Source organism: Stutzerimonas chloritidismutans AW-1 (assembly GCF_000495915.1).
Taxonomy (GTDB): Bacteria; Pseudomonadota; Gammaproteobacteria; order Pseudomonadales; family Pseudomonadaceae; genus Stutzerimonas; species Stutzerimonas chloritidismutans.
In genome coordinates, this window is the sequence record NZ_AOFQ01000032.1 from 129,941 (window position 1) to 155,638 (window position 25,698).

At 63.8% G+C, this 25,698-nt stretch carries 18 protein-coding genes and 1 pseudogene; 9 read left to right on the forward strand and 10 right to left on the reverse strand.

Annotated elements, in window-relative coordinates; genetic code table 11:
- Positions 1-51 precede the first annotated feature (51 nt).
- Both mexE and F753_RS36435 read right to left on the reverse strand, forming a co-directional pair.
- Positions 52-1,281 (reverse strand): multidrug efflux RND transporter periplasmic adaptor subunit MexE, encoded by a 1,230-nt coding sequence (gene mexE, locus F753_RS36430; protein WP_023445355.1) that lies wholly within the window; start codon positions 1,279-1,281, stop codon positions 52-54.
- A 314-nt stretch (positions 1,282-1,595) separates the two neighbouring features.
- Positions 1,596-2,513: a LysR substrate-binding domain-containing protein gene (locus tag F753_RS36435; RefSeq protein ID WP_014820192.1), complete on the reverse strand. Its 918-nt coding sequence runs from the start codon at positions 2,511-2,513 to the stop codon at positions 1,596-1,598.
- Positions 2,514-2,776: 263 nt separating this feature from the next.
- Here F753_RS36435 and F753_RS36440 point away from each other — a divergent pair, with 263 nt between their 5' ends.
- The 4 genes from F753_RS36440 (at position 2,777) to ligD (ending at position 6,693) form a co-directional block, all read left to right on the forward strand.
- Positions 2,777-3,793, forward strand: a complete 1,017-nt coding sequence (locus F753_RS36440; protein ID WP_023445356.1) for a zinc-dependent alcohol dehydrogenase family protein — start codon at positions 2,777-2,779, stop codon at positions 3,791-3,793.
- Positions 3,794-3,898: 105 nt separating this feature from the next.
- Positions 3,899-4,756: an SDR family oxidoreductase gene (locus tag F753_RS36445; RefSeq protein WP_023445357.1), complete on the forward strand. Its 858-nt coding sequence runs from the start codon at positions 3,899-3,901 to the stop codon at positions 4,754-4,756.
- Between the two features lie 53 nt (positions 4,757-4,809).
- Positions 4,810-5,760 carry a non-homologous end joining protein Ku gene (ku, locus tag F753_RS36450; RefSeq protein WP_023445358.1) on the forward strand — a complete coding sequence of 317 codons (951 nt, stop codon included), beginning with the start codon at positions 4,810-4,812 and terminating at the stop codon, positions 5,758-5,760.
- Between the two features lie 12 nt (positions 5,761-5,772).
- Positions 5,773-6,693, forward strand: coding sequence for a non-homologous end-joining DNA ligase (ligD, locus tag F753_RS36455; protein ID WP_084799377.1), 921 nt, complete (start codon positions 5,773-5,775; stop codon positions 6,691-6,693).
- Positions 6,694-6,716: 23 nt separating this feature from the next.
- Here the strand turns inward: ligD and F753_RS49725 are convergent, their stop codons facing one another.
- The gene (locus tag F753_RS49725; RefSeq protein ID WP_003285031.1) at positions 6,717-6,881 is read right to left on the reverse strand and encodes a hypothetical protein; all 165 of its coding nucleotides are present in this window, start codon (positions 6,879-6,881) and stop codon (positions 6,717-6,719) included.
- 358 nt (positions 6,882-7,239) lie between these two features.
- On the opposite strand from F753_RS49725, the gene F753_RS36460 reads away from it, so the two are divergent.
- The 3 genes and pseudogenes from F753_RS36460 to glgB all read left to right on the forward strand — a co-directional run bounded on the left by F753_RS36460 (position 7,240) and on the right by glgB (position 14,923).
- Positions 7,240-9,252, forward strand: a complete 2,013-nt coding sequence (locus F753_RS36460; protein ID WP_023445360.1) for an alpha-1,4-glucan--maltose-1-phosphate maltosyltransferase — start codon at positions 7,240-7,242, stop codon at positions 9,250-9,252.
- Positions 9,253-9,388: 136 nt separating this feature from the next.
- A complete protein-coding gene (gene treS, locus F753_RS36465) occupies positions 9,389-12,715 on the forward strand; it encodes a maltose alpha-D-glucosyltransferase (protein ID WP_023445361.1) in 3,327 nt (1,108 codons plus the stop codon).
- Positions 12,708-14,923 (forward strand): annotated as a pseudogene (gene glgB, locus F753_RS36470) (1,4-alpha-glucan branching protein GlgB). Before treS ends, glgB begins: the two are co-directional and overlap by 8 nt.
- A gap of 369 nt (positions 14,924-15,292) precedes the next feature.
- On the opposite strand, the gene F753_RS36475 reads toward glgB, so the two are convergent.
- The 5 genes from F753_RS36475 to F753_RS36500 all read right to left on the reverse strand — a co-directional run bounded on the left by F753_RS36475 (position 15,293) and on the right by F753_RS36500 (position 20,444).
- Positions 15,293-16,300, reverse strand: coding sequence for a lysylphosphatidylglycerol synthase domain-containing protein (locus F753_RS36475; RefSeq protein WP_023445362.1), 1,008 nt, complete (start codon positions 16,298-16,300; stop codon positions 15,293-15,295).
- Positions 16,297-17,541 carry a cardiolipin synthase ClsB gene (clsB, locus tag F753_RS36480; protein WP_023445363.1) on the reverse strand — a complete coding sequence of 415 codons (1,245 nt, stop codon included), beginning with the start codon at positions 17,539-17,541 and terminating at the stop codon, positions 16,297-16,299. The genes F753_RS36475 and clsB overlap by 4 nt, the downstream gene beginning before the upstream one ends.
- A complete protein-coding gene (locus F753_RS36485; protein ID WP_014820202.1) occupies positions 17,538-18,341 on the reverse strand; it encodes an endonuclease/exonuclease/phosphatase family protein in 804 nt (267 codons plus the stop codon). Before F753_RS36485 ends, clsB begins: the two co-directional genes overlap by 4 nt.
- The gene (locus F753_RS36490; protein WP_023445364.1) at positions 18,338-19,255 is read right to left on the reverse strand and encodes a DUF72 domain-containing protein; all 918 of its coding nucleotides are present in this window, start codon (positions 19,253-19,255) and stop codon (positions 18,338-18,340) included. The genes F753_RS36485 and F753_RS36490 overlap by 4 nt, the downstream gene beginning before the upstream one ends.
- 268 nt (positions 19,256-19,523) lie before the next feature.
- Entirely contained in the window at positions 19,524-20,444 is a 921-nt protein-coding gene (locus tag F753_RS36500) for a LysR family transcriptional regulator (protein ID WP_023445366.1), read from the reverse strand.
- Positions 20,445-20,547: 103 nt separating this feature from the next.
- Here F753_RS36500 and F753_RS36505 point away from each other — a divergent pair, with 103 nt between their 5' ends.
- Together F753_RS36505 and F753_RS36510 are read left to right on the forward strand one after the other, a co-directional pair.
- Complete coding sequence (locus F753_RS36505; protein ID WP_023445367.1) at positions 20,548-21,372, forward strand: DODA-type extradiol aromatic ring-opening family dioxygenase; 825 nt, start codon at positions 20,548-20,550, stop codon at positions 21,370-21,372.
- A 29-nt stretch (positions 21,373-21,401) separates the two neighbouring features.
- Positions 21,402-22,241 (forward strand): DUF2218 domain-containing protein, encoded by an 840-nt coding sequence (locus tag F753_RS36510; RefSeq protein ID WP_023445368.1) that lies wholly within the window; start codon positions 21,402-21,404, stop codon positions 22,239-22,241.
- A 9-nt stretch (positions 22,242-22,250) separates the two neighbouring features.
- Here F753_RS36510 and F753_RS36515 read toward each other — a convergent pair whose 3' ends face one another.
- Together F753_RS36515 and glgX are read right to left on the reverse strand one after the other, a co-directional pair.
- On the reverse strand, positions 22,251-23,102 hold the full coding sequence (locus F753_RS36515; RefSeq protein WP_023445369.1) for a M23 family metallopeptidase: 852 nt from the start codon (positions 23,100-23,102) through the stop codon (positions 22,251-22,253).
- Positions 23,103-23,541: 439 nt separating this feature from the next.
- Positions 23,542-25,692, reverse strand: coding sequence for a glycogen debranching protein GlgX (glgX, locus tag F753_RS36520; protein WP_023445370.1), 2,151 nt, complete (start codon positions 25,690-25,692; stop codon positions 23,542-23,544).
- Positions 25,693-25,698: the final 6 nt, after the last annotated feature.

Genomic DNA, 25,698 nt, shown 5'->3' on the forward strand with positions numbered 1-25,698 from the left:
GATCGGATGGGCGCGACTGGCGCGCCGGAGTTCAGGACTGCTGTCGGACGGTCAACTGCTCGGGCGCTGGGCCAGGGTGCGCTCGTCGACCTGCGGCTTCATCGCCTCGCTGATCGCACGGTTCTGCTGGCGCAATGTGGCCAGGGTCTCCGCGTCGGCCATCGGTACCGACTCCGGCTGCACCTGGCTGCCCGGCCGTACCCGCTGAAGGCCGTTGACCACGATGCTTTCGCCCTTGGCCAGGCCACTGCGGACGATGCGCAGCCCTTCGAGCTTGGGACCGAGCTCGACCGGGCGGTAGGCGACAGTGCCATCTTCGGCCAGTACCAGGACGAACTTCTTGCCCAGATCCGTACCGACGGCGACGTCCTTGATCAGCACGGCGTCGTAGGTAGCGCTGCCGACCAGCTTCAGGCGTGCATACAGGCCGGGGGTGAAGCTGCCGTCACGGTTGTCGAACACGGCGCGACCGCGGATGGTGCCGGTGCGCGGGTCGACCTGGTTGTCGACGAAGTCCATGTGGCCCAGGTGCGGGTGACCGTCCTCGCTGGACAGGCCGAGGTAGACCGGGGTCGCCTCGCCACGGTCGCCGTTGCGCGCCAGCTCGCGGTACTTGAGGTAGGTACGCTCATCAGCCTCGAAATAGGCATAGACCTTGTCGGTGGAGACCAGCGTGGTCAGCAGCGCCTCACCGGCGTTGACCAGGTTGCCGGCGGTGATCAGCGCCCGGCCGACGCGGCCGTCGATGGGCGCGGTCACGCGGGTGAAGGAGAGATCCAGCTGCGCGCGGTCCAGTTGCGCCTGAATCGCCGCGGTTGCCGAGCGGGCTTCGCTGGCGGCACTGACGCGGGCGTCGGCGAGCTCGTCGGAAATCGCGTTCTTCTTGCGCAGGCGCTCGCCGCGTTCGGCTTCGGCGACGGTGCGTTGCTGGTTGGCGCGAGCCTGTTGCAGTTGCGCCTGCAGGCGCTTGACCTCGGCCTGGAACGGGCGCGGGTCGATCTGGAACAAGAGGTCGCCTTTCTTCACCAGCGCGCCTTCTTCGAAGGCCACCTTGTCGATGAAACCGGACACGCGCGGGCGAATCTCCACCGACTCCGGCGCTTCCAGGCGGCCAGTGAGTTCGTCCCACTCGGTCACCTGCTGCTCGATGACTTCCGCGACGCTGACGGCGGGCGGCGGCATGCCCGACTGGGTGGCCTCCGGTGCCTTGCCACAAGCGGCGGTGATCAGCACCGTCAGGGCGATAAGGGGAAAACGCAAGGCGTTGAACGAACGTTCCATGCTTGACTCCGCAAGTCGGATTTGTTGATGGCAGGAGTCTGCGTGGTCAAGCCGTTCAGCAAAAATCGAACGAGGCGAAGGTGAATATCATTGGCGGTGATGGTTGCGCATTCGTTATCAGCGCAGCGCGAGGATATTGCTCACCTATGCGTGGGAACAGTATTGGCCGCGAATGAACCCTGCCGCCGCCGAAGCCTCGGCGCGGCATTCCCCAGCGATCACGCTCGAAGCCAAGAAAAACCGGTCAGCGCATCACTGGCGGGAGCAGGCCTGTCTACCTGGCACGCGCCGCGAAGCCCCAGGCGTCGGGCCTGTCAGAGACTATCCGGATCGCCGACGAACATCTGGATGCGCGAACGCAGCCAGCGCTCGGCGGGGTCGTTGTCCTGGGCGCCGCGCCAGGCCATGGACAGCTCGAAATCCTGGCTGGTCTGAAACGGCAGCGGTTCGGCGCGCACGCCGCCGTTGGCCGCCAGCGCCGCGGCGGCGTAGTCCGGGACGGTGGCGATGATGTCGGTGCCGGCAAGCAGGCTGGCCAGGCCGTTGAACTGCGGCACCGCCAGGACCACCTTGCGCTTGCAGCCGTGCAGCGCCAGTTCCTCGTCGATATAGCCGTTGAGATCGCCGGCAAAGGAGACCATCGCATGCGGACGGCTGCAGTAGTCCTCCATGCTCAGCCGGCCGGGAATGCTGTCGGCGCGCAGCAGCATCGGTTTGGGCCGGCGCAGTACCTTGCGTTTGGCATTGGCCGGCAGCTCCTCGGTGTAGCAGACGCCCACCGATATCTCACCGGATGCCAGCAGGCCGGGCATCAACAGATAGTTGGCGCGGCGCACCACCAGCACCACGTCCGGCGCTTCGGCGCGCAGGCGGCGCAGCAGCGGCGGTAGCAGGGCGAACTCGACTTCATCGGTCAGGCCGATGCGAAACACCTGGGTGCTGGTCGCCGGGTCGAAGGTCGAGGCGCGGCTAACGGCGGTGGAGATCGAGTCCAGCGCCGGTGAAAGCAGTTGGGCGATCTCCAGCGCGCGGGCGGTCGGCTCCATGCTGCGGCCGGTACGGACGAAGAGCGGATCGTCGAACAGCGTGCGCAGTCGTGCCAGGGCGGCACTGATCGCCGGCTGGCCGAGAAACAGCTTTTCCGCTGCGCGGGTCACGCTGCGTTCGTGCATCAGCGTTTCGAAGACGATCAGCAGATTGAGGTCAACACGGCGAAGGTCGTTGCGATTCATACCTGGTTCACGTCGAGCCTGCAGCCGGACCAGGAGGCGTCCGGCTCTGGAGGGTGGTCTGCATTCTAGACAGCTTCGGCTGCCAACGGCATGCCCGATCCCGCTTTCGAAATGCACAAAGCTGCAATGCGCCGGCAAGCATACATACGTAGTTCCATCATTACTGCGCATGGGAACTATCGATGGGAATCCACGCCGTTCACTGGAGTTGTGACGATACTGACGATAGAGTCCGTTCGCACAGTAGTAAGTGAGGGGTCGAAATGTCCCGCATCATCCGTTTTCATCAGTTCGGCCCGGCCGACGTGTTGCGCCACGAGGAACGCGCGATGCCGGTTGCCGGCCCAGGCGAGGTGCTGATTGGCGTGCGCGCCATCGGCGTCAGCTGGAATGACGTGCTCTGGCGCCAGGACCTCGCGCCACGACACGCGCGTCTGCCTGCCGGGCTCGGCAGCGAGGTCGCGGGCGAGGTGCTGGCGGTGGGTGAGGGCGTTCAGGGCTTCAGTGTCGGCGATCATGTTGCCGGCTTCCCGGCCCACGATCTCAATCAGTATCCGCTCTACGCCGAGCATGCGCTGTTGCCGCAGCAGGCGCTGGTGCGTTACCCGGACATGCTCAGTGCCAGTGAGGCGGCGATCCACTACACGCCGATGCTGGTCAGCTATTTCGCGCTGGTCGAACTGGCCCAGCTGGAACCCGGCCAGTACGTGCTGATCAACCAGGCGGCTCACTGCACCGGGCCGGCAGCCGTACAGCTGGCCAAGGCGCTGGGCGGCCGGGTGATCGCCACCTGCGACACCAGCGAGGACCGCGACTACCTGCGCGAGCTGGGCGCGGAGACGGTGATCGTCACCGAAGAGGAAGACTTGGTAGGCCGCCTGCAGAAGGTGACCGAAGGCCGCGGCGTCGACGTGGTGCTGGATGCCTGTGGCGGTTCGCAGATGAAACTGCTCGGCGACGTCATGGCGCCGCTGGGCAAGCTGATCCTCTATGGCATGAACGGCGGCAACGAAACGGCCCTGCCGGTGTGTGCGGCCTTCAAGAAGAACTTCAAGTTCTTCCTGCACTGCCTGTGCGACTTCACCGGGCAGCCGGAGCTGGGCATCGAGCAGAACCGTGAAGCCGTGGAGCGTGCGCTGCAGCATATCAACCAGCTCACCGTGGATCGGCTGATCTGGCCGCAGCTCGACCGCCAGTTCCCGTTCGAGCAGGCAGTCGAAGCCCACCAGTATGTCGAAAGCGGCGTACCCCGCGGCCGCGTCGTGCTGACGCTGACCTGACCCTTCGAGGGCCTGTACAGGGCCCTCTCATCGCCCCGTAGAAACTTTTCTCGCGCCGTTCAAGTCCTCCGAAGACAGGCTCATAACCTTGACGGAGGATTTTCCATGGCTGAAGACAATCAGACCCTACCGCCGCAGGAGCAGCCCGAGCCCGGCAAGGAAGGGCTGATGAACCCGCGCCCGGAATACCGCGGCGAAGACTACAAGGCGGCGGGCAAGCTCGAAGGCAAGGTAGCGATCATCACCGGTGGTGACAGCGGCATCGGCCGCTCGGTGGCCGTGCTATACGCCCGTGAGGGCGCCGACGTGGCGATTCTCTACCTCGACCAGCATCAGGACGCTGAGGAAACCCGCACCGTGGTCGAACAGTACGGCCGTCGCTGCCTGACCTTCGCCGGTGACGTGGCCGATCGCGACGTCTGCCGCAAGGTCATCGACGAAACCCTCGCTGCGTTCGGCAAGCTCGACATCCTGGTCAACAACGCCGCCGAGCAGCACCCGCAGGAAAAGCTCGAAGACATCAGCGAAGAGCAGTGGGAGAAGACCTTCCGCACCAACATCTTCGGCATGTTTCAGATGACCAAGGCGGCGCTACCGCATCTCGGCAAGGGCGCTTCGATCATCAACACCACATCGGTGACCGCCTACAAGGGCAGCCCGCAACTGCTGGACTATTCGGCCACCAAGGGCGCGATCACGGCCTTCACCCGTTCGCTGTCGATGAACCTCGCCGAGCGTGGCATCCGCGTCAACGGCGTCGCGCCGGGACCGATCTGGACACCGTTGATTCCGTCGACCTTCGATGCCGACGAGGTCGCCGAATTCGGCTCCAATACGCCGATGAAGCGCCCCGGCCAGCCCGATGAAGTGGCGCCGGCGTATGTCTACCTGGCCAGCAGCGATGCAGCCTACGTGAGCGGCCAGGTTATCCACGTCAACGGCGGCACCGTGGTCAACGGCTGACCCATTGCCGGGCCAACGAATGGCCCGGCCACATCAACGCTTGGAGAACGACCATGCCACGCACGATCTGGAAAGGCGCAGTCAGTTTCGGACTGGTACACATCCCGGTGGCGCTGGTACCGGCCACCACCCGCCAGGGCATCGATTTCGACTGGCTGGACAAACGCAGCATGGACCGGGTCGGCTACAAGCGCATAAACAAGACCACCGGCGAAGACATCGACAGCGAGAACATCGTCAAGGGCGTGGAGTACGAGAAGGGTCACTACGTCGTGATCAGCGATGACGAGATCAAAGGCGCGCACCCCAAGGCGACCCAGACCGTGGATATCGTCGCTTTCGTCGATGCCAAGGACATTTCCTTTCTCTACATCGACACGCCGTACTACCTGACGCCGGACCGCCGCGGGGAAAAGGTCTACGCCTTGCTGCGCGAGACGCTGATCCAGACCGGCAAGGTCGGCATCGCCAACGTGGTGCTGCGCAACAAGCAGCACCTGGCGGTGGTAATGCCGCTGGGCAAGGCGCTGGTGATGAACACCCTGCGCTGGGCCGACGAGGTGCGCGGGGTCGAATACCTGGAGCTGAAGGACGAGGCGCTCGATCCGGACCTGGCCGAGCGTGAGCTGGACATGGCCAAGCGGCTGGTCGAGGACATGACCGAGAAATGGAAGCCGGAACAGTACAAGGACACCTTCCAGGACCAGATCATGGAGCTGGTGGAGAAGAAGGCCCGCGAAGGCAAGCTGGAAGCGGTCGGCGGGCCGGAGGAAGCGGTGGATCGTCGTTCGGCGGATGTCATCGATCTTACCGAACTGCTCAAGCGCAGCCTCGCTGCCAAGCCGGGCAAGGCCAGCAAAGAGAACGACCTCGAGGAGGAGGAAAAGGCGCCGGCCAAGCCCAAGACTGCGAGCAAGGCCAAAACGAGCAAATCTTCCTCGGCGGCTTCGCGCACGCGCAAGGCGCCAGCGGCGGGCAGCAAATCCAGCAAAAGGGCGGGCTGATCGGGGTAGCCCATGCCAGAGCAGCGCATGAGCGCCGGCCGCCCGCTGGTGGGTGGCGTCGGCATCAGTAATCCACAGCGAGTGATCGACAAGGTCAGCGGCGCGACCAAGCTTGCGCTGGCCGAGTACTACCAGGCGGTCGCCGACCGATTGGTGCCGCAACTGGCTGGCAGGCCACTGTCCATCGTTCGTGCACCTGAAGGCCTCGACGGCGAAAGCTTTTTCCAACGCCATTGCGGTCGGTTGAAGATGCCGCACATGCGCGCACTGCCGAAAAACCTCGATCCCGAGCATGCGCGGCTGATCCAGGCGGACAACATCACCGCGGTCATCGAGGCCGTGCAGATGGGTACCGTCGAGTTCCACACCTGGAACGCGCGCAGTGATCGCGTCGAGCGGCCCGATCGAGTCATTTTCGATCTCGACCCCGATCCCGCGTTGCCCTGGTCGAGCATGGTGGAGGCGACCGAGCTGACGCTGCGGCTGCTGGACGACCTGGGATTGCAGGCCTTCCTCAAGACCAGCGGAGGCCGCGGCATGCATGTCGTGATGCCGCTCGATCGTCGGCACGACTGGGACCTGGCCCGGCAGTTCGCTCGCTCGGTCACCGAGCGGCTGGCGCGCGAGGCGCCGGAGCTGATCGTCGACAAGATGGGCCCGCAGAATCGGGTCGGGCGAATTTTCGTGGACTACCTGCGCAACCAGCGCGGGGCGAGCACCGTTGCCGCCTATTCGGTCAGGGCGCGTCCGGGGCTGGCGGTATCCGTGCCTGTCGAGCGTGAGGAGCTGGCGCAGCTGGAGAGAGCCGATCGCTGGAACATCGGCAACCTGGATGAGCGTTTGCGGGCATTACGCAGCGACCCGTGGGCCCGCTACGGCGCCGTTCGACAGGGGCTGACGCAGGCACTGCTCAAGCGCCTGGAGAAAGGTTGAGACATCAGTGTGGCGGCGAGCGATCAGGTCGTCTGGGGATCGTCGGTATCCGCCACGGTCTGGTTTCCATATGGCGCGCCGGGCTTGTGTTCGTCCAGCTCCTCGGCACAAGGCACCTGCGGCACATCGCCCGGCTTGTCATGCACGATCGGGTCGGGTTGCGGCACATCGGGTCGCACGTGAGTCATCGTCGTTCTCCTGGTGTTAGCCAGCTCAGCCTTGGCGGCCGTTCTGCATTGATCGGCTTACATGGGCGAGGTTCCGGCCAATCGTCGCTGCTCGCGGCGCTGGCGACATTCGGCGTGGTCGGGTTCGGCACCCGCTCACGGGGGGCTTGAAACCGGCAACTGCCGTATTGCGCTCCACCAGGCTCGACCGGTCGCCGGACGGGCTGGCTAACGGCCGCCCGGGGCTGAACTTTCCAGGGTCCCTTGGCTCGGAAGAAAGAGCCGACGAAAACCGTACCGGTCGCCTCCCGAACCGCACGATGACGCGTCCAGAGGCGGCTCGGGCAACCCGAACCCATGCGCCCCAGGAGCCCGTTCGATGAGCGATGCACAGCCTAACGCGACGATTCACCCTCGACTCGAAGAAGCCTTGCAGATGCCGCGCATCGCCATCGAATCCACCTTGCCGGTGCTGGATGAGGGGCGCTTTGCCGCCAAGGCGGTCATCGGCCAGCCAGTGGTCGTGACCAGCAAGATTTTCGCCGACGGCCACGACCAGCTGGCCGCCGCCGTGTGCTGGCGTGAAAAAGGCGAAACCAGCTGGCGGCGGGCACGACTGAAGTTGCTCGGCAACGACGCCTGGCAAGGCCAGTTCACGCCCACTCAGGTCGCCGAGCATGAGTTCGTCATCGAAGCCTGGTGGGATGTGTTCGAGAGCTATCGCTACGAGCTGTCGAAGAAGCACACGGCCGGCGTGCCGGTGCATCTGGAGCTGGAAGAAGGGCGTCTGCTGCTGGAGAAGGCCACCGCCCGCGCCCAGGGCGAGAACCGCGCGATGCTTGACGATCTGCTGCACCGCCTCGGCATGGCGCATACCGATGACGAGCGCGTGTCACTGCTGCTCGCACCGGAGACGGCCGTGGCGATGGCTGCCGCCGACCCACGCGAGCACTGCAGCCGCAGCCGTGTCTATCCCCTGGACGTCGAGCGCACGTTGGCGCAGTTCGCCAGCTGGTACGAGCTGTTCCCGCGCTCGGAGACCGAAGATCCGAATCGCCACGGCACCTTCCGCGATGTGCACAAGCGTCTGCCGGCGATTCGCGACATGGGCTTCGACGTGCTGTATTTCCCGCCGATCCACCCGATCGGTCGCCAGCACCGCAAGGGCCCGAACAACAGTCTGCAGGCCGGCCCGAACGATCCCGGCAGCCCCTATGCCATCGGCAGCGAAGAGGGCGGCCACGACGCCATCCATCCCGAGCTGGGCACACTTGATGATTTCCGCGACCTGGTCGCAGCGGCTCGCGAGCATGGTCTGGAGATCGCCCTGGATTTCGCCATCCAGTGCTCGCAGGACCACCCCTGGCTGAAAGAGCATCCGGGCTGGTTCTCCTGGCGCCCGGACGGCACGATCAAATACGCCGAGAACCCGCCGAAGAAGTATCAGGACATCGTCAACGTCGACTTCTATGCCGAAGATGCCATGCCCGACCTCTGGCTGGCGCTGCGTGACGTGGTCTGGCACTGGGTGGAGCAGGGCGTGAAGATATTCCGGGTCGACAACCCGCACACCAAGCCGCTGCCGTTCTGGGAGTGGCTGATTGCCGATATCCGCGAGCGCGACCGCGACGTGATGTTCCTCTCCGAAGCGTTCACACGCCCCGGCATGATGGCGCGTCTGGGCAAGATCGGTTACAGCCAGAGCTACACCTACTTCACCTGGCGCAACACCAAGGCGGAACTGAGCGAGTACCTCACCGAACTGAACGAGCCCCCGCTGCGCGACTGCTACCGGCCCAACTTCTTCGTCAACACGCCGGACATCAATCCGTTCTTCCTGCAGGACTCCGGCCGCGCCGGGTTCCTGATCCGCGCCGCGCTGGCGACCATGGGCTCGGGGCTGTGGGGCATGTACTCGGGCTTCGAGCTATGCGAGTCGGCGGCGATTCCGGGCAAGGAAGAGTATCTGGACTCGGAGAAGTACCAGATTCGCGTCCGCGACTACCACGCACCGGGCAACATCATCGCCGAGATCGCCCAGCTCAACCGCATCCGACGGCAGAACCCGGCACTGCAGACGCACCTGGGCTTCAAGGCCTACATGGCCTGGAACGACAACATCCTCTACTTCGGCAAGCGCACACCAGACCTGTCGAACTTCATTCTGGTGGCCATCAGTCTCGATCCGCACAACGCTCAGGAGGCGAATTTCGAGTTGCCGCTGTGGGAGCTCGGCCTGCCGGATGATGCCCATACCCAGGGCGAGGACCTGATGAATGGCCATCGCTGGACCTGGTACGGCAAGACCCAGTGGATGCGCATCGAACCCTGGCATCTGCCGTTCGGCATCTGGCGCCTGACCGCACAGGAGCCGGACCCGGACCTCAAGTAATTTCTCGGGCGCAGCTGTTAATTCATTTGAATCATACGTTTATGACGCTTTGTTGATGTGAATTCAGCTGTTGCTCTGCCGTTGCCTAATGCGCCGATCCGGCCTGGGCCTTCACACCGCGACAGGAATGAAGAACATGGCAAAACCGCGCAAACCCGCCGCTTTCATCAAGGACCCGCTCTGGTACAAGGACGCGGTGGTGTATCAGGTGCACCTGAAGTCCTTCTACGACTCGAACAACGACGGCGTCGGTGACTTCCCCGGCCTGATCGAGAAGCTGGATTACATCGCCGATCTTGGGGTGAACACCATCTGGCTGCTGCCGTTCTATCCGTCGCCGCGGCGTGACGATGGTTACGACATCGCTGATTACCGCGGCGTGCATCCGGAATACGGCAGCATGGCCGACGCCCGGCGCTTCATCGCCGAGGCGCACAAGCGCGGGTTGCGGGTGATCACCGAACTGGTCATCAACCACACGTCCGACCAGCACCCCTGGTTCCAGCGCGCGCGCAAGGCGAAGAAGGGCTCGGCAGCGCGGGATTTCTACGTCTGGTCGGATACCGACAAGAAGTACGACGGCACACGGATCATCTTTCTCGACACCGAGAAATCCAACTGGACGTGGGACCCAGTGGCCAAGCAGTACTTCTGGCACCGCTTCTATTCGCACCAGCCGGACCTCAACTTCGACAACCCGCAGGTGATGAAGGCCGTGCTGGCGGTGATGCGCTACTGGCTGGACATGGGCATCGACGGTCTGCGCCTGGACGCGATTCCCTACCTGGTCGAGCGCGACGGCACCAACAACGAGAACCTGCCGGAAACTCACGCGGTGCTCAAGGCGATCCGCGCCGAGATCGACGCCAACTATCCCGACCGCATGCTGCTGGCCGAAGCCAACCAGTGGCCGGAAGACACCCAGCTGTATTTCGGCGGCGAAGACGGCGGCCCGGGTGACGAATGCCACATGGCCTTCCACTTCCCGCTGATGCCACGCATGTACATGGCCATCGCCCAGGAGGACCGCTTCCCGATCACCGACATCCTGCGCCAGACCCCGGACATCCCGGAGAACTGCCAGTGGGCGATCTTCCTGCGCAACCACGATGAGCTGACACTGGAGATGGTGACCGACAAGGAGCGCGACTACCTCTGGAACTACTACGCCTCGGACAAGCGCGCACGGATCAACCTGGGCATACGCCGGCGCCTGGCGCCGCTGCTGGAGCGTGACCGCCGGCGGATCGAGTTGCTCAACAGCCTGCTGCTCTCCATGCCCGGCACGCCGGTGATCTACTACGGCGACGAGATCGGCATGGGCGACAACATCTTCCTCGGCGACCGCGACGGCGTACGCACGCCGATGCAGTGGTCGGTGGACCGCAACGGCGGCTTCTCCCGCGCCGACCCACCGAACCTGGTGCTGCCACCGGTGATGGACCCGCTCTACGGCTACTACACGATCAACGTCGAGGCCCAGCAGCGCGATCCGCATTCGCTGCTCAACTGGACGCGGCGGATGCTGACCATCCGCAAGCAGTTCAAGGCCTTCGGCCGCGGCACCCTGAAGATGCTCGCGCCGAGCAACCGCCGCATCCTCGCCTACATGCGCGAATTCACCGGAGCGAACGGCGAAACCGAGATCATTTTCTGCGTCGCCAACGTCTCGCGCTCGGCCCAGGCCGCGGAGCTGGAAATGTCGCAGTACGCCGGCATGGTGCCGGTGGAGATGGTCGGCGGCAGTGCCTTCCCGCCCATCGGTCAGCTGCCGTATCTGCTGACCTTGCCGCCATACGGCTTCTACTGGTTCCAGCTCGCGCTGACCAACCAGATGCCGAGCTGGCACCAAGAGCCGGTGGACACCATGCCGGACTTCCAGACGCTGGTACTCAAGCGCCTGGATACCCTGACCGCCGCCAACCGGCGCATTCTGGAAACCGAAGCGCTACCAGCCTATCTGCCGAAACGGCGCTGGTTTGCCGCCAAGGACGTGGCGATCGAGTCGGTCCGCATCAGCTACTGCGTGCCATTCGGCGACCCAAATCGCCCGGTGCTGCTCAGCGAGCTTTGCGTGGAATCCGCCGGGCGCAGCGATCTGTACCAGCTGCCGCTGGGTTTTCTGGCCGAGACCGAATTCGAGGTCGCATTGCCGCAGCAACTGGCCCTGGCGCGGGTACGCCGCGGGCCGCAGGTCGGCCTGATGACCGATGCCTTCGCCCTCGAGCAGTTCAGCGCCGCAGTCATTCAGGGCCTGCGCGACGAGCTGGTACTGCCTTGCAACGACGGTGAGATCCGCTTCGTGCCGATGCCGCAACTGGCCGACCTGCAATTGCCGGGGCACCCCGAGGTGCGCTTTATCTCTGCGGAGCAGTCGAACAGCTCGGCGATCATCGACAACAAGGTGATGATCAAATTGCTCCGTCGCGTGGCACCGGGCGTCCACCCTGAACTGGAAATGGGCGGTTTCCTCACTGAACGCGGTTTCGCTCATATCTCCGGCATGCTCGGTCAGGTCAGCCGCATCAACAAGCAGGGCGAGCCGGTTGCCCTGATGGTGATCCAGCACTTCCTCGACAGCCAGGGCGATGCCTGGGTGTGGACGCTGAACAACCTCGACCGCGCGGTGCGTGACGAAATCGCGGGCGGCGTGTCGATGCACGAGAACCAGTTCAGCGCCCTCGACGAACTGCAGGCCTTCAACCGCCTGCTCGGCCAGCGGCTCGGCGAGATGCACATGGCGCTCGCCACGCAGACCGAAGATCCGGCCTTCGCCTACGAAAGCACCAGCAAAGCCGACGCCAAGCAGTGGGAGCAGAGCGTCAGCGCGCAGCTGGAGCAGGCGCTGCAGCGCCTCGAGGAACATCGCTCGAGCTTCGATCGCAAGGAGGCCACCGCGCTCGGCCAACTGCTGGCGCGGCGCGACGAACTGCTCGAACAAGTGCAACGTCTGGCTGCTAGAACCGTTGGTGGCGTGCGGACCCGTGTCCACGGCGATCTGCACCTCGGCCAGGTGCTGGTGGTGCAGGGCGATGCCTACTTCATCGACTTCGAAGGGGAGCCGGCCCGCTCGCTGGATGAGCGGCGCGCCAAACATAGTCCGTTCAAGGATGTCTCAGGCCTGCTGCGTTCGTTCGAGTACGCCGCGGCCATGACCATCCGCGGTGCGCAGATCAGCGACAGCACGCCCGAGGCCGATCAGGCACGGCAACGTATCGCGGCGAGTTACCAGGGCAGTGCGCAGGCGGCCTTCCTCGAAGCCTACCGCGAGGCCACCGCCGAGTTGCCGCACGACTGGCGCGACGCGGATGGCGCGAATGCTGCACTGCTGCTGTTCAGCCTGGAAAAATGCGCTTACGAGATCGTTTACGAAGCGGAGAACCGACCAACCTGGTTGCCCGTCCCGCTACAGGGATTGCTGGCCCTGGCACAACAGCTTTTCGATGGAGGCTCCAATGACTGATCGTCCGGTTCTGACCATGCCAGGGGAAACCCTGATGCCCAGCGACGCCGATGTAGACGCCCTGGTGCGAGCCGAGCATGGCAACCCGTTTTCCATTCTCGGGCCGCATCCTGACGGCGGGGGAATCGTGATTCGCGCCTACCTGCCCAATGCCCTGGGTGCCGAAGTGCTCGACCGCGATGAGCAACTGCTTGCCGTGATGGAGCAGGGGCAGGTGCCCGGATTCTTCTTTATCCGCCTGCCACATCAGCAACCCTACCTGCTGAAGATTCGCTGGGCCGGCGGCGAGCAGATTACCGAAGACCCCTACAGCTTCGGTCCGCAACTGGGCGAGCTGGACATGCACTTGTTTTCCGAAGGCAATCACCGGCAGATCGGCCGGGTATTCGGCTCGCAGGTGCTGGAAGTCGACGGTGTGCAGGGCGTGCGTTTCGCCGTCTGGGCGCCCAATGCTCGGCGCGTGTCGGTGGTCGGCAGCTTCAACGGCTGGGACGGCCGCCGTCATCCGATGCGGCTGCGCTTTCCGTCCGGCGTCTGGGAGCTGTTCATTCCGCGCTTGCAGCCTGGTGACACCTACAAGTACGAGATTCTCGGGCCGAACGGCATCCTGCCGCTCAAAGCCGACCCGATCGCCCTGGCAACCGAGCATCCGCCGGGAACCGCTTCGGTCATCGCCCGTCCGCTGGATTACCAATGGAAGGACCATGGCTGGCTGCAGCAGCGCGCGGCGCGTCAGTCGATCAAGGCACCGATGAGCATCTATGAGCTGCATGCGGGCTCCTGGCGACGTGACGGCGGTGACGATGGCCGCCTGTATGACTGGCACGAGCTGGCCGAGCGGCTGATCCCCTACGTGGTGGACATGGGCTTCACCCACATCGAGCTGATGCCGATCATGGAGCATCCGTTCGGCGGTTCCTGGGGTTACCAGCTGCTTTCGCAGTTCGCACCGAGCGCGCGCTACGGCAACGCCCATGATTTCGCCGAGTTCGTCGACGCCTGCCATAACGCCGGCATCTCGGTGTGATCCTCGACTGGGTGCCGGCGCACTTTCCCACCGACGCCCATGGCCTGGGCGAATTCGACGGCACCGCGCTGTACGAATACGCGCACCCGTTCGAGGGCTTCCATCAGGACTGGGATACCTACATCTACAACCTCGGCCGCACCGAGGTGCACGGTTTCATGCTCGCTTCGGCGCTGCACTGGCTGCGCGAATTCCACGTCGATGCCCTGCGTGTCGATGCGGTGGCATCGATGCTCTATCGCGACTACTCGCGCAAGGACGGCGAGTGGATTCCGAACCGCCATGGCGGGCGTGAGAACCTCGAGGCGATCGACTTCCTCCGCCATCTGAACGACGTGGTGGCTACGGAAACCCCTGGCGCGCTGGTGATCGCCGAGGAATCGACAGCCTTTCCGGGGGTCAGCAAGCCCACCAGCGAAGGTGGCCTCGGCTTTTCCTACAAGTGGAACATGGGCTGGATGCATGACTCGCTGAAGTACATCCAGGAAGACCCGATCAATCGGCAGTACCACCACGACAAGATGACCTTCAGCATGGTCTACGCCTATTCCGAGCACTTCGTCCTGCCGATTTCCCACGACGAAGTGGTCCACGGCAAAGGCTCGCTGGTCGACAAGATGCCCGGGGATCGCTGGCAGAAGTTCGCCAACCTGCGCGCCTACTTGTCGTTCATGTGGACGCACCCGGGCAAGAAGCTGCTGTTCATGGGCAGCGAGTTCGGCCAGTGGCGCGAGTGGAACCATGACCGCGAGCTGGACTGGCATCTGCTCGAAGAGGCCGATCACCGTGGCGTGCAGAACCTGGTGCGCGATCTGAACCGGCTGTACAGCCAGGAGCCGGCGTTGCACGAACTGGACAGCGACCCGCAGGGTTTCCAGTGGCTGATCGGTGATGACCGCGCCAACAGCGTGTTCGCCTGGCTGCGCAAGAGTTCGACCGGGCATCCGCTGTTGGTGGTCGCCAACTTCACGCCGGTGGTACGTGAGGCGTACCGCATCGGCGTTCCGGTGGAGGCCAAGTGGCTGGAGGTCTTCAACAGCGACGCGGCCTGCTACGGCGGCTCGAACACCGGCAACGGCGGCGGCATGCTCGCCGAGCCGATCGAGAGCCACGGCGAGAAGGTCTCGCTGTCACTGACCTTGCCGCCACTTGGCGTGCTGGTACTGCGGCCGCAGGTGTAAGGCTGCCGCGCTGAAAAGCGCCGCTCGGGGCAACCTGAGCGGCGTTTTTTTTAGAGTAGGATGCGGCGCCGGGAAATCCGCTCTATGAGCGCTTGTGCGCTCTAATGCGGCTGCAGAGCGATGGTCACGGCCAAGCATTCACTGCGGGGGCGGCCTGGGCGGAAGCGTTACGGGCTCCAACTCGTGGTCAAGACCGCTCCCACGGACGCCGCGGTCGAGTATGTCGTGGATTGAGCTGCTGACAGAACCGACCGGTGAGGCAGTGCCACCGTGGCTCCGTTCAAGTATCCGCCTTTGTAGCAGCGGGCCCTGGCCGCGAACGGAGCACGTCTCGAATCGCGATCTTCCAGGAAATCGCCTCGCTGACCCTCAGCCCGTTTCCTGAGAGACAGTCTGCTGGTCGCCGGCCTGGTTGCTGCTGCGCAGCTTCTTCGCCCGGGCTTCGAGCACCACATAGACGAGGGTGGCGAACAGCAGGGGGATCAGGAAGTAGATGACCCGGTAGCCGATCAGACCTCCGACGATGGCGCCTTTGCTCATCTCGTCGGCGAGCATTGCCACGAATACCGCCTCGATGACGCCGAGCCCGGCCGGGATGTGGGTGACCACCCCGGCGATGCTGCTGATCATCAGGATACCCAGCACTTCGGGATAGGCGGCCTTCTGGGAAAGCATGAAGTACACCACCAGCGCCATCAGCGACCAGTTGGCGGCGCCCAGCACCAGCTGGATCAGCGCCAGGCGCAGCGAAGGCAGTTGAATCTCGTGGCCGCGAATGGTCCACGAGCGACGCTTGGAGAAGCCGCACAGCCACAGATACACCACACACGCCACCAGCAGGCCGACGCCAAGCACCCGCAGGGCGGTGAAGCCGATTTCCCAGCTGGCCGGCGGCTGAATCCAGCCCATGGCGAAGATCATTCCGGCGAGCCACATGTAGCCCAGCCAGTTGGTGAGGATGCTCATGGTGAACACCCGGGTGATCTGCGAGGGTTTCAGCCCCAGGCGCGAGTACAGACGGAAACGCAGGGCGATGCCGCCGACCCAGGCGCTCAGGTTGAGGTTGAAGGCGTAGCAGACGAAGGTGACCGGCAGGATCTGTCGGATCGGCAGGTCATGCCGTGCGTAGCCTTTGCCCAGCACATCGAAGAAGCAGTACACCAGGTAGCTGCCAAAAGCGGCAGCGCCAGCCATCCACAGCGTCTGTGCCTGGTAGTTGCGCAAGGTCTTGTAGACCTCACCCCAGTCGAGGTTGCGCGCGAGACCGACTAGCAGGCCGACAACAAGTGCGAAGAACACATAGGTGAGGATCTTCTTGATCATCGGCCAGCGTCGGCGCCAGCCGCTCTTTGCCTCGGCCTGGTTGGTCTGGCTCATTGGTGGTCTCGCTGCAGGGGAGAAGGCACGGGATCGAGTGGGCGGGTGGTGTCCGGATCGATCAGCTCCAGGCGTGGCTTGTGCTCGGGGAACAGGCTGACCAGTCCCGGGAAGTGCCGCAGGAAGTGGAAGATCAGGAAGGCCAGCGGCGCACGCCACCAGAATCCGCGGACGATCCGCTCCAGCGGAATACGCCGGCAGTCGGTCTGCAGCAGGTGATCGAGGCGCTCGTGCAGGTGGCGGTTGAACACATGATCACGAATGATCAGGTTGGCCTCCAGATTGAGCGACAGGCTCAGCGGATCGAGGTTGCTCGAGCCGACTGTGGACCACTCGTAGTCGGCCAGCGCGACCTTGCCATGCAGCGGGCGGCGGCAGTACTCGTGGATCTCCACGCCGTCGCGCATCAGGTAGTTGTAGAGCATGCGCGCGCCGAACTTGGCGATGGGCATGTCCGGCTCGCCCTGGAGGATCAGCCGCACCCGCACCCCGCGCCGCGCGGCGTTGCGGATTTCTCGCAATACACGATAACCGGGGAAGAAATAGGCGTTTGCAATCAACAACCTGGAGCGAGCATCTCGAATCGCTTGCAGGTAGTGCTGCTCGATGTCGTTGCGGTGCTGGTCGTTGTCGCGGATGACGAACAACGCCCGCGCCTCGCCACGGCTGACGCCACCGTAACCCGGCGTCTGATGACGCATGCGCCGCCGCCACCAGCGATGGGTCGGCTTGTCCGGTGCGATCTGCGCCAGTGCGAAGTGGTGGATATCACGCACCACGGGACCTTCCACCTGCAGGGCATAGTCCTGCTTGGCGGCCGGGCCGAAGTCACCCAGGTGATCGGCGGAGAAGTTGATGCCGCCGATGAAGGCGACCTCGCCATCGACCACGACGATCTTGCGATGCATGCGCCGGAACACGTTGAGCCGGCGGCCGAGCAGGCGCTTGCCGGGATCGAACATGTGAATACGCACGCCGACCCGGGTCATGGCGGTGACGAATTCGCCGCACAGGTCCGCCGAGCCGTATCCGTCCACGGTCACATCGACGCTGGCGCCGTTTTCCGCAGCGGCGATCAGCGCTTTCTGCAGCTCCGCGCCTACCTTGTCCTGGAACAGGATGAAGGTTTCCAGCAGCACTTCTTTCTTGGCCTGGGCGATGACCTCGAACACTCGAGGAAAGAACTCTTCGCCGTTTTCCAGTAACTGAAGGCGATTCCCGTCTCTCCAGTGGTAACTCATAGATGTATCTCCACCGCTAGGGGCAGATGATCGGACAAGTGCGTCCAGGGTTTGTTACCGAGGATTCGCGCATCGTGGCTGCTGGCATTGCGCACATAGATGCGGTCCAGGCGCAGCATCGGCCAGCGTGCCGGGAAGGTTTTCGCCACCTGACCCTGGGAAACGGCGAAGACCTCATGCAGGCCGGCGCAGCGGTCCAGTGTCCTGGTGGCCTTGAGTCGCCAGTCGTTGAAGTCCCCGGCGACCACCACCGGCGCACCTTCGGGCAGCGAGTCGAGCAGGTTGCAGAGCAGTTCCAGCTGCTGCTGACGGTGCGACTCGCGCAGCCCAAGGTGTACGCAGATCGCGTGAAACTCGTCGTGTCCCGGCACCTGCAGCACGCTATGCAGCAGCCCGCGGCGTTCCGGGCCGGCGATGGAAATGTCGAGGTTCTCGTAGCGGATGATCGGAAACTTCGACAGCACGGCATTGCCATGGTCGCCGTCCGGGTAGACCGCGTTGCGGCCGTAGGCGAAATCGGTCCAGATGCTGTCGGCCAGGAACTCGTACTGCGGCGTGGAGGGCCAGTTGTGAAAGCGCATTGCGTGCTTGTCGTGGGTGCCGAGAACTTCTTGCAGGAACACCACATCCGCCGAGACGCTGCGCACCGCTTCACGCAGCTCGGGGAGGATGAAGCGACGGTTGAGTGCGGTGAAGCCCTTGTGCGTATTGACCGTGAGAATGCGGATCGAATTGACCGCTGTCGCCATGTGGGCATCGAGGTCGGCGCTTTCGATCGGGTGATTTTTGTCCAGAGTCAAACCATTGCTCCTTCCAGTTGGCCAGGCGTGGCCTGCAGGTGTTCATCCAGGCCGAGCCGGCGCAGCAGTTGCCGCGCGTCATAGGGCGCGCGAACCTTCACGTCGTTGTCGAAATAGCAGTACACCGCGCGGGATTTGCGCGGCCGCGGCTTGCGCGGGCTGGTCAGTCGCGCGTCATCGGGCTGGTCGCCGTCGCTCCAGCGCTGGATGCGTTGACACCAGTGGTCCAGCGCGGCATCGGTGTAACCGCTGGTATAGAGCTCTTCCGCGCCATGCAGGCGGATGTAGACGAAGTCGCTGGTGAGGTCTTCTAGGTGCGGCCACTTGCCGGCGGTGTCGGCCACCACCAAGGCGACCCGGTACTTGCGCAGCAGGTCAATGAATTCGGGCGTGGCGAAACAGGCGTTGCGGATTTCCACCGCGTGCCGCATCGGCCGCTTGCGGTCGATGGACAGGTAGCTGCGCCCCTCCATGCGGGGCTCGCATCCTTTGGCGATGGCCAGCGCGGCTTCGGTGTCGTGGGGCAGCTGGCGAAGGAAAGTCTCGAACAGTTCCGCATCGAATTTGAACGAAGGCGGGAACTGCCAGAGGATCGGCCCGAGTTTTTCCTTGAGCTGGAAGATTCCCGAAGCGAAGAAGTTGGCGATCGGTTTCTCCACGTCGTTAAGACGGCGTACGTGGGTGATGTAGCGCGGCCCCTTGATGCTGAAAACGAAGCCCTTTGGCGTATCGGCGTACCAGTCGGCATAGCGCTCCGGGGTCTGCAGCGAATAGAACGAGCCATTGATCTCGATGCTGCTCACCGCGCGCGAGGCGAACTGCAGTTCCTTCTTCTGCGTCAGCCCCTTGGGGTAGAAATCGCCGCGCCAGGGCGCATAACGCCAGCCGGATATGCCGATATGAATGTTCGCCATGGACCGGCCCTACCGTGCAATCAGGACAGACGAGGCGCTTGCCGGATTACTGGCGGCGGTAGCTGCTACGCAGGGCGTTGCACCGGTGATGGGGTTGACCGCTTTCATAACCACTCCAATTCGCCCAGACAGGTGCGCAATCGCCGATGCGCACATCTGTTCCGACTTTTGCGCGCAGTAGCGGTTCACCTTTTCTATCGCGGTGGTGGCAGTTTTAGCGTGCGGGTTGCGCTCTGGACCGCGGTCTTGCGGCTGAACTGGAGCGGATTCAGTCCGGCGACAGGCTCCACGGCAGGTCAGCGGAAAAGGCGTCGACCAAATAATCGATCATCACCCGGACCTTGGCCGGAGGACGTCTATCGGGCGGGTAGACCACGTGAATTCCACCAAGCTCGACGCACGGCTGATCCAGCTCGAGGGCGACCAGTTCACCGCTGCGCAACGCCTTGGCGACAATGAATTGCGGCTGGTAGATCACGCCCTGTCCACCGACCGCGGCGGCCACCAGGGCTTCCCCATTGTTGGCGACCAGATCGCCGTTGACTGCGATCCGCACCTCGGCATTGCGACCGAACGGCCAGACCTTGCCCGCGGCGAGGCTCGCCAGGCTGTAGCCGAGACAGTTGTGCTGCCCCAGGTCGGCGACGCTGCGCGGCACGCCTCGCTCATCCAGATAGCGCGGCGCGGCACAGACCAACAATGGGGAATCGGCAAGCTGGCGGGCCTGCATGGGACTGTCCTGCAGCCTGCCAATGCGAACGGCCATGTCCCAGCCGCCATCGATCAGGTCGATCCGGCTGTCGGTCAGGCCGAGTTCCACTTTCACCGCGGGATGGCGACGGCTGAACTCCGGAATGAGCGGGGCGATGAATTGCGTGCCGAACGTCAGCGGCACATTCATGCGCAACAGCCCGGTGGCCTCGATCCGCTGCGACGCAACGCTGGCCTCGGCTTCCTCTATCTCCGGGAGGATGCGCTGGCAGGCCTCCAGATAGTTGCTGCCGGCCTCGGTCAGGCTCAGGCGACGGGTGCTGCGGTGGAACAACTTGACCCCGAGACGGGCCTCCAGCGCATCGACATGCTTGCTGGCCATCGCTGGCGACATTTCCAGATGGCGCGCCGCCGCCGAGAGGCTGCCAGCCGTGGCAGCGCGGGCGAATACGCGCATGCCAGTGATTCTGTCGAGCATCGCGGTTCCTACTCCTGGTTAAAACTGTGTGTTCTTTTTAGCAGGTTCTCTCACCGCCGAGTGTAGGTCATGCTTTGTCGCACGTCCTTCACGGAGTCCGCTGATGATTGCCAGTGATCCTGCAACTGATCGAACCATGCCGACGCTGTTCGTGCCGCATGGCGCCGGGCCTTGCTTCTTCATGGAGTGGAACCCGCCGACCGCCTGGAACGCCATGGCTGATTTCCTCAGGGGCATCGCGGCGACACTGCCGGTGAAACCGACGGCCATCGTGCTGATTTCCGGGCACTGGCTGCAGCCGACGTTCAGCGTCACCAGCGCTGCGCGGCCGGCGTTGGTCTACGACTATCACGGCTTTCCGCCGCACACCTATGAGCTGCGCTATCCGGCTGCAGGTGAGCCGTGGCTGGCTGCGCGTATCGCCGGTCTGCTCGAAGACGCTTCGCTCGGTGGCCATGAGGACGCACAGCGCGGCTTCGACCACGGCATGTTCATCCCGCTGAAGCTGATGTTTCCCGACGCGGATATCCCGGTGGTGCAGCTTTCGCTGCGCAGCGACCTCGACCCGCAGGCACATATCGAGGCCGGTCGTGCCTTGCAGGGCTTGCGCAAGGACGGGGTGCTGATCGTCGGCAGCGGCATGAGCTTTCACAACATGCGCGGCTACGGCGACCCGCGTTTCGCGCCGATCTCCGACGAGTTCGATCGCTGGCTGAGCGCCGCGGTCGAATCCGCGCCCGAGCAACGCGATCTCGCGCTGCAACGCTGGGAACAGGCGCCGTCGGCACGCCTCTGCCATCCGCCGCGCGCCGAGGAACATCTGCTTCCGCTGCTGGTGGCGGCCGGCGCGGGTGGAGACTCCATCGGACGCAAGGTCTTCAGTGACCGCGTCATGCACACCATGCTGTCCGCCTATCGCTTCGGCTGACAGGGCAAATTTCTACAGGAGAACAAGCGATGTATCGATCACATGCCCGTATCGCGGCCGAGAACCCGCAGCGGCTGATCAAGCGGCTTTGCAACCACTGGCGGCACAAGTTTCCCGTACAGCTGGACGAGCAGGGCGGGGTCATCGAGCTGCCGATCGGCCGCTGCGATCTGCGCGCCGTTGAGGGATACCTGAACGCGCACCTGGAATCAGCCGATCAGGACAAGACGCAGCAGTTGCAGAAGGTTGTGGCCGATCACCTGGCGCGCATGGCGGGAGAAGAGCGCCTGCAGATCGACTGGCAATCCGAAGCGGGCCAGCCGCCCGGAGCCGCTGCGAACGCGAACACGGCGGTCGACTCCAGAAGTCGCTATGGTACGGTTTCGCGAACATTCCACTGGCTGATGGCACTGCTGATCGTCTGGCAGTTTCTCAAGCTGGGCGACCGCATCGCCGAAGGCGAGCACTGGGTTGGGCAGACCCTGGTGCCCTGGCATGTTTCCCTTGGCGCGGTGCTGCTGGTACTGGTGGTGCTGCGCATCGTCTGGGCGGCGAGCCAGCTCAAACAGCGCCCGCCGCACGACCCGGCCACAGCATGGCTGGTCAACGGCGGTCATCTGGCACTGTACGGCTGCATGTTGCTGATGCCGATCAGCGGTCTGCTGTATCTGATCGGCAATGGCTACGGGGTCAAGGTGTTCGGCCAGCAACTGGTGGAGAAAGGCCCGGAGATCGCCTGGGCCGCCTCGCTCGGCAGCGTGCATTCACCGCTGGCCTGGCTCACCGTTCTGCTGGTGCTCGGGCATATCGGCGCTGCGCTGTATCACCGCCTGGTCAAGCGCGACGACATCATGCAGCGCATGCTCTAGGCCCTGGCTTCACTGGCCGCTCAGCGCAAAGTTGGGCAGCGAGCTAACCGGCTGGTTGAAGCGGAAGGGGATCGACAACATCGAGCTGCCATAGGCCTTTTGCACCACGAAGTGCAGGTGTGGTCCGGTGCTGCGGCCGGTGTTGCCGGACTTGCCCAACAGCGTGCCGAGCTTGACCTGCTGCCCTGGCTTGACCCGCACCGATCCGCGGCTCAGATGCAGGTAGGCGCTGTGGGTGCCGTCCTCGTGTTCGATGCGCACGTAGTTGCCGGCCGGGTCGGGAAATCGGCCGCCCTGGCCGTTGCGAATCTTCACCACGGTGCCCGCCCGAGCCGCCACGATAGGGGTGTCGACAGGCATGGCGATATCCACCGCATAACGACCGCTCGGCGAGTTGTGGCTGAAGTCGCCGCCAGCGCCCTGGGAGATGCGGAACGGCCCGCCTTGCCACGGCAGCGCGTACGCCGGCCCTTCGACCGAAACCGAGTCAGGCTGATCCGGCTCCGGCGAGAACAGCATCGCGTAGCTGAACGAATGCTTGAACATGATTGGCCCGCCGGCCTTGCGCTTGCTCAGGGTAGCCACGCGAACGCGGCTGTTGGCCGGTATGGTCTTGCGAATCACCCCCTTGCCGACGCCGGCCACATTGACCATGCGCGTCAGCCGCAAGGTGACCTCGACCGGCACTTCCAGCGTGTTGCTGACGTCCATCGCCTTGCCGCTGCCGGCACGGTTGATGAACAGGCGCACCGAGCCCGGTTTATCGGCTTTTGCCTGGTTGTTGGCGGCCACGGCCGGCACCAGAGGTGCCAGCCCGAGCAGTAATAGAAAGGGATAAAAAAGCGGTCGCAGAGAGAGCATGACGTGTGATCCATCACGGAAAAGACAAGGCTGCCGGCGACGAGCAGAACGAATCCGTTGGGTTGGTTAGGGGGCCGCGCTGGTTTTGGGACTTGAGTCACGCGATGAGGTTCACTACCGCGTGTCGTTTTTTGCGCGTGGGCGCGGGACTAAGTCTGTGGCGGTACAGGAGCTTTGCGGTCGAGACCGCTCCCACATCCGTTATGGGCTTGGCGTGAGGTGGGAAGGGCGTCTATAGCTCGATTTCCGCGCGGCGACATTCAGGGACGCCAAGCCAGCCGTGCCACTGAACTGTTGAAGCACCGCTTCGCGGTCGAGGCCTGGCGGCCCCGCGCCCCAAAAACAAGTTGGTGTGGAAGGGGCAGCAGTGAATGCCAGGCACGCGGTCCCGGAGAAAGCCAGCATAAGTGCCCCGGCCACTGGGCCGAGGCGCCTTTGCTCACTCGTCGGACTTGATCAGTTCGAGCAGCAGCAGCGAACGGCCGGTCACGGCGTATTCGTCGTTGAAGTCGAACCGTTCCGGTCGAGCGGTCGGGTGGTTGGTGTCGATCAGGCGATTCCAGTAGATACCCTGCGGCACCTCCGGCAGCGTGAAATTCACCAGATCATGATGCGCGTTGACGATGATCAGCAGCGTTGCGTCGGAGCCTGCGCGTCTGATGCCCGTAGGCTGGGCTCGACCGTCAAGCAGCATGCCCATGCAGCGGTTGTGTGCGTCCTCCCACTGCTCGATGGACATTTCCTCCGCATTCGGCGCCAGCCAGGTCACGTCCTTCACACCCAGCTCTTCGTGGTAGGCGCCGACAAGAAAGCGCCCACGGCGAAGCATGGGGAAGCGCTGGCGCAAGCGGATGAGCTTACGAGCGAAACCCAGCAGGCCGTAGCTGTCTTCGCTGATGTCCCAGTTGACCCAGCCGATCTCGCTGTCCTGGCAATAGGCATTGTTGTTGCCGTGCTGTGTACGGGCGAACTCGTCACCGGCGACGATCATCGGCGTGCCCTGGGAGAACAGCAGCGTGGCGAGGAAATTGCGCATCTGCCGATAGCGCAGCTCGTTGATCTCCGGGTCGTCGGTATGCCCCTCGACGCCATGGTTCCACGACAGGTTGTTGTCGCTGCCGTCGCGGTTGTCTTCGTCGTTGTCCTCGTTGTGCTTGTGGTTGTAGGAAACCAGGTCCTTCAACGTGAAGCCGTCATGGGCGGTGACAAAGTTGATCGAACTGAACGGGCGCCGCCCGCGCTGGTTGAACAGATCGCCGGAGCCGGTGAGACGGCTGGCGAAATCAGCCAGCTGGCCGTCGTCGCCTTTCCAGAACGAGCGCACCGTATCGCGGAACTGGTCGTTCCACTCGGCCCAGCCCGGCGGGAAGCCGCCGACCTGATAGCCGCCGGGGCCGCAGTCCCAGGGCTCGGATATCAATTTGGTCTTGGCCAGCACCGGGTCCTGGCGACAGGCGACGAGGAAGCCGTGGCGCTCGTCGAAACCGTCATGCTCGCGGCCGAGAATGGTCGCCAGATCGAAGCGGAAGCCATCCACGTGCATCTCGGTCGCCCAGTAGCGCAGCGAGTCGGTGACCATCTGCAGTACGCACGGGTGGCTCATGTCCAGCGTGTTGCCTGTGCCGGAATCATTGATGTAGTAGCGCTTGTCGTCCGGCATCAGGCGGTAGTACGAGGCGTTGTCGATGCCGCGCATGGAGAGGGTCGGGCCGCGCTCGTTACCCTCGGCGGTGTGGTTGTAGACCACGTCGAGAATCACCTCGAGGTCGGCGTTGTGCAGGTGCGCGACCATCTCCTTGAATTCGGTGATCTTGCCGCTGGCCAGATACTTGGGGTGCGGCGCGAAGAAGGCGATGCTGTTGTAGCCCCAGTAGTTGGCCATGCCTTTTTCGAGCAGATGCTGGTCCTGGACGAAGGCATGGATCGGCAACAGCTCGATCGAGGAGACCCCAAGCTTGCGGATGTAGTCGATCACTTCCGGCGTCTTGAAGCCGGCGAAGGTGCCGCGCACATCGTCCGCCACCGCCGGATGGCGCATGGTGTAACCGCGCACGTGGGTCTCGTAGATGATCGTCTTGTCCCAGGGCACCTGCACGGGGTGATCGCGGCCCCAGGTAAAGGCCGGATCGATGATCTTGCACTTGGGCACGAAGGGTGCGCTGTCGCGCTCGTCAAAGCTGAGATCGCCGTCAGGGTGGCCAATGGTGTAGCCGAACAGCGCTTCGGACCATTTCAGCTCGCCTACCAGTTGCTTGGCATAGGGGTCGATCAGCAGCTTGTTCGGGTTGAAACGATGGCCGTTTTCCGGGTCGTACGGACCGTGCACGCGATAGCCGTAGATCTGTCCGGGATGCGCATCCGGCAGATAGCCGTGCCAGATCTCATCGGTGTACTCGGGCAATTCGATACGCTCGAGTTCGATCTCGCCACTGGAGTCGAACAGGCAGAGTTCAACCTTGGTGGCATGAGCGGAGAAAATGGCGAAATTGACACCCAGGCCGTCCCAGGTTGCCCCGAGAGGGAAGGGCAAGCCCTCGCTGATCCTGGACGGGGTCGTAACCTGCGGCACGTAGGGCTTTTTCTTACTCATGAAATC

Excerpts from the sequence above, each read along its gene's own strand:
- mexE (WP_023445355.1), bottom strand. The coding sequence starts at position 1,281 with ATGGAACGTTCGTTCAACGCCTTGCGTTTTCCCCTTATCGCCCTGACG.
- F753_RS36435 (WP_014820192.1), bottom strand. The coding sequence starts at position 2,513 with ATGAATCGCAACGACCTTCGCCGTGTTGACCTCAATCTGCTGATCGTC.
- F753_RS36440 (WP_023445356.1), top strand. The coding sequence starts at position 2,777 with ATGTCCCGCATCATCCGTTTTCATCAGTTCGGCCCGGCCGACGTGTTG.
- F753_RS36445 (WP_023445357.1), top strand. The coding sequence starts at position 3,899 with ATGGCTGAAGACAATCAGACCCTACCGCCGCAGGAGCAGCCCGAGCCC.
- ku (WP_023445358.1), top strand. The coding sequence starts at position 4,810 with ATGCCACGCACGATCTGGAAAGGCGCAGTCAGTTTCGGACTGGTACAC.
- ligD (WP_084799377.1), top strand. The coding sequence starts at position 5,773 with ATGCCAGAGCAGCGCATGAGCGCCGGCCGCCCGCTGGTGGGTGGCGTC.
- F753_RS49725 (WP_003285031.1), bottom strand. The coding sequence starts at position 6,881 with ATGACTCACGTGCGACCCGATGTGCCGCAACCCGACCCGATCGTGCAT.
- F753_RS36460 (WP_023445360.1), top strand. The coding sequence starts at position 7,240 with ATGAGCGATGCACAGCCTAACGCGACGATTCACCCTCGACTCGAAGAA.
- treS (WP_023445361.1), top strand. The coding sequence starts at position 9,389 with ATGGCAAAACCGCGCAAACCCGCCGCTTTCATCAAGGACCCGCTCTGG.
- F753_RS36475 (WP_023445362.1), bottom strand. The coding sequence starts at position 16,300 with ATGAGCCAGACCAACCAGGCCGAGGCAAAGAGCGGCTGGCGCCGACGC.
- clsB (WP_023445363.1), bottom strand. The coding sequence starts at position 17,541 with ATGAGTTACCACTGGAGAGACGGGAATCGCCTTCAGTTACTGGAAAAC.
- F753_RS36490 (WP_023445364.1), bottom strand. The coding sequence starts at position 19,255 with ATGGCGAACATTCATATCGGCATATCCGGCTGGCGTTATGCGCCCTGG.
- F753_RS36500 (WP_023445366.1), bottom strand. The coding sequence starts at position 20,444 with ATGCTCGACAGAATCACTGGCATGCGCGTATTCGCCCGCGCTGCCACG.
- F753_RS36505 (WP_023445367.1), top strand. The coding sequence starts at position 20,548 with ATGATTGCCAGTGATCCTGCAACTGATCGAACCATGCCGACGCTGTTC.
- F753_RS36510 (WP_023445368.1), top strand. The coding sequence starts at position 21,402 with ATGTATCGATCACATGCCCGTATCGCGGCCGAGAACCCGCAGCGGCTG.
- F753_RS36515 (WP_023445369.1), bottom strand. The coding sequence starts at position 23,102 with ATGCTCTCTCTGCGACCGCTTTTTTATCCCTTTCTATTACTGCTCGGG.
- glgX (WP_023445370.1), bottom strand. The coding sequence starts at position 25,692 with ATGAGTAAGAAAAAGCCCTACGTGCCGCAGGTTACGACCCCGTCCAGG.